Genomic DNA, 875 nt, shown 5'->3' with positions numbered 1-875 from the left:
CCCAGTACTTCTACGGAGGGATAAATTTCAGCCGTCATGTTTCAATTTTCAGCTTGTTCCAGATTGTTAAAGAGCAATATCTTAAACATGACTCGCAAGTCATCTTTAAGATTTTTTCGGTCTGTCGTGACCGGTGATAATGTCTTTCACTCATTATCGGAATGGCGTCCCCAAGGGGATTCGAACCCCTGTTACAGCCGTGAAAGGGCAGTGTCCTAGGCCTCTAGACGATGGGGACACGAAAATCCGATTAAACTGAATAACTTAATCGGTTCGTATCAGCATGAATAACTCATGGCATCAACAGGTAGCGCTTTGCTCGTTACTTTTTCATCAGACAATCTGTGTGAGCACGCCACTCGAACTAATATCTTTAGGTAAGGAGGTGATCCAACCGCAGGTTCCCCTACGGTTACCTTGTTACGACTTCACCCCAGTCATGAATCACAAAGTGGTAAGCGCCCTCCCGAAGGTTAAGCTACCTACTTCTTTTGCAACCCACTCCCATGGTGTGACGGGCGGTGTGTACAAGGCCCGGGAACGTATTCACCGTAGCATTCTGATCTACGATTACTAGCGATTCCGACTTCATGGAGTCGAGTTGCAGACTCCAATCCGGACTACGACATACTTTATGAGGTCCGCTTGCTCTCGCGAGGTCGCTTCTCTTTGTATATGCCATTGTAGCACGTGTGTAGCCCTACTCGTAAGGGCCATGATGACTTGACGTCATCCCCACCTTCCTCCAGTTTATCACTGGCAGTCTCCTTTGAGTTCCCGGCCGAACCGCTGGCAACAAAGGATAAGGGTTGCGCTCGTTGCGGGACTTAACCCAACATTTCACAACACGAGCTGACGACAGCCATGCAGCACCT

General features: G+C 48.7%; 1 tRNA gene and 1 rRNA gene. Both read right to left on the bottom strand.

The features are described from left to right. Nucleotides 1–162: 162 nt before the first annotated feature. Nucleotides 163–238 (bottom strand) — tRNA-Glu (locus tag AC4PR2_RS29235). A gap of 140 nt (nucleotides 239–378) precedes the next feature. Beyond that, nucleotides 379–875 (bottom strand): 16S ribosomal RNA (locus tag AC4PR2_RS29230); the annotation flags it as partial.

This window comes from Serratia sp. A07 (assembly GCF_058725505.1).
The sequence above is the reverse complement of the archived record's forward strand: the minus strand, read 5'-3'. Positions and strand labels throughout refer to the sequence as shown.